The 7,353-nt window shown below is 68.0% G+C and carries 4 protein-coding genes and 1 pseudogene; 1 reads left to right on the forward strand and 4 read right to left on the reverse strand.

The genetic code is table 11. The features are described 5' to 3' along the window. The 4 genes and pseudogenes from VEC03_RS07450 to VEC03_RS07465 form a co-directional block, all read right to left on the reverse strand. Window positions 1-804, reverse strand: a pseudogene (locus VEC03_RS07450) (oligopeptidase A); the annotation flags it as partial. Between the two features lie 68 nt (window positions 805-872). Next, entirely contained in the window at window positions 873-1,724 is an 852-nt protein-coding gene (folD, locus tag VEC03_RS07455; protein ID WP_324914068.1) for a bifunctional methylenetetrahydrofolate dehydrogenase/methenyltetrahydrofolate cyclohydrolase FolD, read from the reverse strand. A gap of 55 nt (window positions 1,725-1,779) precedes the next feature. Further along, on the reverse strand, window positions 1,780-2,409 hold the full coding sequence (locus VEC03_RS07460) for a response regulator transcription factor (RefSeq protein ID WP_324914070.1): 630 nt from the start codon (window positions 2,407-2,409) through the stop codon (window positions 1,780-1,782). Then, a complete protein-coding gene (locus tag VEC03_RS07465) occupies window positions 2,406-4,943 on the reverse strand; it encodes a PAS domain S-box protein (RefSeq protein ID WP_324914071.1) in 2,538 nt (845 codons plus the stop codon). Before VEC03_RS07465 ends, VEC03_RS07460 begins: the two co-directional genes overlap by 4 nt. Window positions 4,944-5,129: 186 nt before the next feature. On the opposite strand from VEC03_RS07465, the gene aceE reads away from it, so the two are divergent. Then, window positions 5,130-7,353 (forward strand): pyruvate dehydrogenase (acetyl-transferring), homodimeric type (gene aceE, locus VEC03_RS07470; RefSeq protein WP_324914072.1); only part of this gene is annotated, 2,224 nt, incomplete at its 3' end.

Raw genomic sequence — 7,353 nt, forward strand, 5'->3', positions numbered from 1 at the left:
CAGCCGGGCTTCCTCCAGCCGCAGCGCCAGGATCTCGCGGATGTTGGCCGTGTTGTCGAACTTGCGGAACTCTTCCGGGGCCTGGTCGCTGGCGCGCGTGACGTAGGCGCGGTACAGGCGCTGGCGCAGTTCCCGGTTGTGCGCGAACTGCATCACCGGCAGGTAGCTGGGCATCTTCAGCGTGAGCTTGCAGCCCTCCTTGCCCTCGGCCTGGGCCGCGGCGCGGGCGGCGTGGACCACGTCGTCCGGAACACCGTCCAGCTCATCCGGGCTCGCGTAGTACGCGAAGCAATCGGTGGCGTCCAGGGCGTTCTCGCTGAACTTCTGGCTCAGTTCGGCCTGGCGCTCCTGGATCTGCGCGAAGCGCTCCTTGGCCGCGCCCTGCAGCTCGGCGCCGCCCAGCACGAAGTTGCGGATGGCATTCTTCAGGGCCTGGCGCTGCTCGGGGTCCAGCCTGGCCGGGTCCATGGCCTTGTACTTGGCGTACAGGCGTTCGTCGGAGCCCAGCCGGGTCCAGAAGTCGGTGATCTTCGGCAGCGCCGCGTTGTAGGCGGCGCGCAACTCGGGCGTGTCGGCCACGCTGTTCAGGTGGCTGACCGCCCCCCAGGCCCGGCCCAGCCGTTCGGTGGTGCAGTCCAGGCGCCTGGCCATGGCCTGCCAGTCGGCCGGGAAGTCGGGCGCCACCACGGCATCCAGCGCCGCTTCGCTTTCGGCGAGCAGGCTGTCGATGGCGGGAGCCACGTGCTCCGGCCGGATCCGGTCGAAAAGGGGGAGGTCGCTGAAGTCGAGCAGGGGATTGGGCATGTCGGTCATTTTGCGGCAGCCCCGCCGACTTCAACGGCCTGCGGGATCGGCTTTGTCGATCGCGCCGATCAGCCCGCCGCGCGCTCGGCCGCTTCCAGCGTATTGACCAGCAGCATGGCGCGGGTCATCGGCCCGACGCCGCCGGGCACCGGCGTGATCCAGCCGGCGACTTCCTTCACGCCCGCGAAGTCGACGTCGCCGCAGAGCTTGCCTTCGTCGTTGCGGTTCATGCCGACGTCGATCACCACGGCGCCGGGCTTGACCATGTCGGCCGTGAGCACGTTGCGCTTGCCCACGGCGGCGACGATCACATCGGCCTGCAGCGTGAGCGCCTTCAGGTCGCGGGTGCGGCTGTGGCAGATGGTGACCGTGGCGTCCTTCTGCAGCAGCATCAGCGCCATCGGCTTGCCGACGATGTTGCTGCGGCCGATCACCACGGCATGCTTGCCGCGCAGGTCATAGCCGATGCTCTCCAGCATCTTCATGCAGCCGTAGGGCGTGCAGGGCCAGAAGCCGCGCTGCCCGGTGAGCAGGGCGCCGGCGCTGGCCACGTGGAAACCGTCCACGTCCTTGGCCGGCGCGATGGCTTCGATCACCTTGCTGGCATCCATGTGCTTGGGCAGGGGCAGCTGCACCAGGATGCCGTGCACGGCGGGGTCCTCGTTCAGGGCCCGGATGCGATCGAGCAGCGCGGCCTCCGGCAGGTCCGCCGGGTAGGTCTCCAGCGTGGCCTTCAGGCCGGTCTGGGTGCTGTCGTTGGCCTTGTGGCGCGTATAGACCTGGCTCGCGGGATCCTCGCCGACCAGGATGATGGCCAGCGATGGCTCGACGCCGCGCGCCTTCAGCGCCTGGGTGCGGCCGGCGACCTCGGCGCGGATCTTCTGCGCGAGCGCGTTGCCGTCGATCAGTTGCGCGTGCATCAGGAAACCTCCGCCCTCCGGGCTGCGGTATTCGCCTTGGGAGCGGCCCGGCGGCTCATGCCTTCGCCGGGTGGTTCTGGCCCAGGGCGATCTTCAGCAGGTCGGCCACCGTGTTGGCATTGAGCTTTTCCATGATGTTGGCGCGGTGCGCCTCCACCGTCTTGATGCTGATGCCCAGGTCGTCGGCGATCTGCTTGTTCAGGCGGCCGGCCACGATGCGCTCCAGCACCTGCGCCTCGCGGCTCGTGAGCTTGGACAGCAGCGCGTCGCGGCTGGCGGCGCTCTGGTATTCGGCGAAGGCGCCCTTGGCGTGCTCCAGCATGCGCTCGACCAGGCTGACCAGTTCCTCTTCCTTGAAGGGCTTCTGGATGAAGTCCATCGCGCCCTTCTTCATGGTGTTCACCGCCATCGGCACATCGCCGTGGCCGGTGATGAAGACCACGGGCAGCGGCGACTTGCGCTCGATCAGTCGGTCCTGCAGTTCCAGCCCGGTCATGCCGGCCATGCGGATGTCGACGATCAGGCAGGCGACCTCGCGCGGGTCGTACCGCGAGAGGAAGGACTCGGCCGACTCGAAGCAGCGGACCCGGTAGTCCTTGCCTTCGAGCAGCCACTGGAGGGAGTCGCGGACGGCCTCGTCGTCATCCACGACATAGACGGTGCCCTTCTTCGGTATCAGGCTCATGCAACGGCTCCGGCGTCCTTGTTTGCTGCGGAAGTGATAGCGCCGGAGACCGGAATCCAGAAGGAGAACCGGCAGCCGGCGACTTCGCTGCCATTGTAGATGTTCTCCGCCTGCATCCTGCCCTGGTGCGACTCCACGATGGTGCGGCACAGGTTCAGGCCTATGCCCATGCCTTCGGCCTTGGTGGAAAAGAAGGCCTCGTACAGGCGCTCCAGCACCTCGGGCGACAGGCCCTGGCCGGTGTCCTGCACCGAGAAGTCCACCACCGGCTGGTTGTCGACGTGCCGCGGCACCACGCGCAGTTCCACGCTGCGCTGCGCGGTCGGGCGGCGCGCATGCTCGATCGATTCGGCCGCGTTCTTCAGCAGGTTGACCAGCACCTGCTCGATCAGGATCGGGTCCACCATCAGCTTGGGCAGCCGCGCGGCCACGTAGTGCGACAGCCGGACGTTGCGCCGGCGCAGTTCGATCTCGGCCAGTTCCACCGCTTCGCTCACCATGGTGGGCACGTCGGACAGGGTGCGATTGGGCTCGCTGCGGCGCACGAAGCTGCGAATGCGCTGGATGATCTGTCCGGCGCGCTGGGCCTGGCGCGCCGTCTTGTCCAGTGCCTGAAGCAGGTCGTCTTCCTTCATCTGCCCGGCCCGGATGCGCGACACCATGCCGTTGCAGTAGTTGTTGATCGCGGTTAGCGGCTGGTTCAGCTCGTGCGCCACGCTGGACGCCATCTCGCCCATGGTCACCAGCCGGCTGGCGGCCTGGGCCCGTTCGGCCTGGGCGGCCGCCTGCTCCTCGGCGTGGCGGCGAGGGGTGATGTCGGTGGCGATGACCATCTGGGCGAGACGGCCGTCGACCCAGTTCAGGTAGCGCGAGCGCACTTCCAGCCACTTGCCCAGCTCGGGCACGAAGATCTCGGCGTTCTCCGATTGCGCGGTGGTGAGGTGGCCGGTGGGCAGTCCGACGAAGGCATCGACTTCATCGAGCTGCTCCTCGTTGCGCGGCTGGTCCGGGACCCCAGCCTGCGCCACCATCTGCAGGTGGCCCCCGGTGTTCAGGCCGAACCACAGGCGGTACAGCTTGTTGGCGAACAGCAGCTCCTCGCTGCCCAGGGGCGCGACCGACACCGAGGCGTCCAGGGCTTCCAGCACCGTGGTGAAACGCTCGTAGGACGCCGAGAGCTGCTCGCGGATGCGGTTCGGCTCGGTGATGTCGGTCATCGACGTCATCCAGCCGGTCTGGTGGCCCTTGGGGTCGATCAGCGGCGACACGTACAGGCGGGCGTCGAAGATGCTGCCGTCCTTGCGCTTGACGCGGGTCTGGAAGCCACCGGGCGCGCTGCGGCCATGGAGCTCGTCGTCCAGCCGCGCGGCCAGCTGCTCGCGGTCGGCGTCGGGCCAGTAGGGGAAGGGCGCCGTGCGCCCGACCAGCTCGGACTCGGTCCAGCCGGTCATCTGGCAGAAGGCGGGGTTGACGTAGCTGATGCGGCCCTGCATGTCCAGCGCCCGCATGCCGGTCAGCATGGAGTTCTCCATGGCGCGGCGGAAGTTCGTTTCCGCGATCAGCGCCTGCTGCGCCTGCATGCGCCGGCGCGTGTGGCGCCAGTTGCCGATCAGCATCCAGGCCGTCATGGCGCTGAGCGTGCCGACCAGCCAGAACAGGCCGCTGCCGACCACGCCCAGCGAGGTGCGGTAGGCCTGGCCGCGCAGGACCAGGCCGTTGCCCACCGGCGATACGGGGACCTCGAATTCGTTGGCTTGCGGCCCGGCCCAGGACAGCAGGCGGCTGGCCGTGCCTCGCGGCGGCAGGGCCTGGCCGGCGAGCAGGCGGCCCTTGGCATCCAGCAGGGCGACGGCATAGCGCGCCGATACCTCGGACGGGACGCCGTAGCGCAGCAGGCTGTCGATCGAGTACTCGGCCAGGATCACGCCGCCGAAGCGCGCCTGGTCGGCCAAAGGCACGTGCAGCTGCAGCATCTGCGGCGGGTCGGTGCCGGCGCTCGGCTGCGAATACACCGGCTGCTGCACGTCGCGCACCAGCGAGAACGTGGCCTCGGTCTCGCTGCCTGGGCGCAGCACGTCACCCTGCGAGCGGAGCTGCTGGGCCGGCACGCTGGGCCCCGCATACGAGGCCCGGATGCGGCGACGCTCGTCGACCCAGGACATGGCCTGCAGTTCCGGGTACTGGATCACCATGGTCTCGGCGCGGCTGGCGAACTCCTGGGCATCCACTTCCTTGTTGGAGATGTCGCGGGCGATCCGCATCAGCTGCTCCTGGCGCTCCAGCAGTCGGAGCCGCAGGCGCTGCTGCGCGTACTCGACGTCGCGCCGGACCGCCTCCTGCTCGCGGTCCATTTCCTCCAGCCGCAGGTACCAGAAGGCCGAAATGATGGCGGCGAGGAACAGCAGCACCGCAGCCAGCGGCGCCAGCATGGCGAAACGGTCCTGGCGGCCGGGCGACTGCCGTCGCCACCAGCGCCGCATCCAGGGCACCGGCGCGGCGGCCTCGTGCAACTCGTGGGCGCTGCTATCTTGCATGGAGGCTGAGAGTGTAGGTGAGCCCTTCCAGTGCCCGTCAATCACATTATGAAATGCTGCAGCGCAATTTGAAATGCAACCGGTTCTATGCCACACTGGACCGAGAGCTGCCCGGGAGCGCGCCTGCGGGCGCAAGCCAGCCGTTGCAGCCGTACTAAATTAGCCCGAACCCACAGGAGACCCAGGATGTCAGCCCAGCCCGAGCACGTCTTCGGCGCCGCCGCCAACGACGCGGACGCCCAGGAAACCCGCGAGTGGCTCGACGCGCTATCCGCCGTCATCGCCAACGAAGGCCGCGAGCGCGGCCACTTCCTGCTGGAGCAGCTGCTCGAGCAGGCCCGGCAGGAAGGCATCGACATGCCGTTTTCCGCCACCACCGGGTACGTGAACACCATCGAGCCGCAGGACGAGGAGCGCTGCCCGGGCAACCTGGAGATGGAGGAGCGGCTGCGCGCCTACATGCGCTGGAACGCCATGGCCATGGTGGTCAAGGCCAACCGCCTGCATCCCGAGGACGGCGGCGACCTGGGCGGCCACATCAGTTCCTTCGCGTCCGTGGCCACCATGTTCGGCTGCGGCTTCAACCACTTCTGGCATGCGGAGAGCGAGGGCCATGGCGGCGACTGCCTCTACATCCAGGGGCACAGCGCGCCCGGCGTGTACGCACGCGCCTTCATGGAGGGGCGGCTGACCGAGGACCAGTTGCTGCACTTCCGCCAGGAAGTCGGCGGCAAGGGGCTGTCCAGCTACCCGCACCCCAAGCTGATGCCCAAGTTCTGGCAGTTCCCGACGGTCTCCATGGGCCTGGGTCCGCTGATGGCGATCTACCAGGCGCGGTTCCTGAAGTACCTGCACGCGCGCGGCATCGCCGATACGGCCAACCGCAAGGTCTGGGCCTTCCTCGGCGACGGCGAGATGGACGAGGTGGAGTCCATGGGCGCGATCGGCGTGGCCGCCCGCGAGAAGCTGGACAACCTGATCTTCGTCGTCAACTGCAACCTGCAGCGCCTGGACGGGCCGGTGCGCGGCAACGGCAAGGTCATCCAGGAACTGGAAGGCGAATTCCGCGGCGCCGGCTGGAACGTGATCAAGCTGGTCTGGGGCAGCTACTGGGACCCGCTGCTGGCGCGCGACAAGGAAGGCATCCTGCGCCAAGTCATGATGGACACGCTGGACGGCGACTACCAGCACATGAAGGCCAACGACGGCGCCTACGTGCGCAAGCACTTCTTCGGCCGCCATCCCAAGCTGCTGGAGATGGTCGCGAACATGAGCGACGAGGACGTCTGGCGCCTGAACCGGGGCGGCCATGACCCGCAGAAGGTCTACGCGGCCTATCACCGCGCGGTGAACCACAAGGGCCAGCCGACGGTACTGCTGGTCAAGACCGTCAAGGGCTTCGGCATGGGCCGCGCGGGCGAGGGCCGGAACATCGCCCACCAGGCCAAGAAGATGAGCGACGAGGACATCCGCGCCTTCCGCGACCGCTTCAACATCCCCATCCCCGACGACAAGCTGCCGGAGATCCCCTTCTACAAGCCGGAGGAGGACACGCCGGAGATGAAGTACCTGCACGCGCGGCGCCAGGCGCTGGGCGGCTACCTGCCCAAGCGCCGCGAGAAGGCCGACGAGCAGATGCAGGTGCCGCCCCTGGAGGCCTTCAAGGCGGTGCTGGATCCCACGGCCGAGGGCCGCGAGATCAGCACCACCCAGGCGTTCGTGCGCTTCCTGACGACCTTGCTGCGCGACAAGCAGCTCGGCCCGCGCGCGGTGCCCATCCTGGTGGACGAGGCGCGCACCTTCGGCATGGAGGGGCTGTTCCGGCAGATCGGCATCTACAACCCGGAAGGCCAGAAGTACACCCCGCAGGACCGTGACCAGGTGTCCTACTACAAGGAGGACCAGGCCGGGCAGATCCTGCAGGAAGGCATCAACGAGGCGGGCGGCATGGCCAGCTGGATGGCGGCGGCGACCTCGTACTCGACCAACAACCGCATCATGGTGCCGTTCTACATCTACTACTCGATGTTCGGCCTGCAGCGGGTGGGCGACCTGGCCTGGGCAGCCGGGGACATGCAGGCGCGCGGCTTCCTGCTGGGCGGCACCTCCGGACGCACCACCCTCAACGGCGAGGGCCTGCAGCACGAGGACGGCCACAGCCACATCCTGGCCCAGACTGTTCCCAACTGCGTGAGCTACGACCCGACCTTCGCGCACGAGCTCGCGGTCATCATGCACGACGGCCTCAGGCGCATGGTCGAGAAGCAGGAGAACGTCTTCTACTACATCACGCTCCTCAACGAGAACTACCCGATGCCGGGCCTGCAGCCCGGCACCGAGGAGCAGATCGTCAAGGGCATGTACCTGTTCAAGCCGGGCGCCAAGAAGGCCAAGGCGCCGATGGTGAACC

Origin of the sequence: Ramlibacter sp. (genome assembly GCF_035627355.1) — a bacterium.
Lineage (GTDB): Bacteria > Pseudomonadota > Gammaproteobacteria > Burkholderiales > Burkholderiaceae_C > Ramlibacter.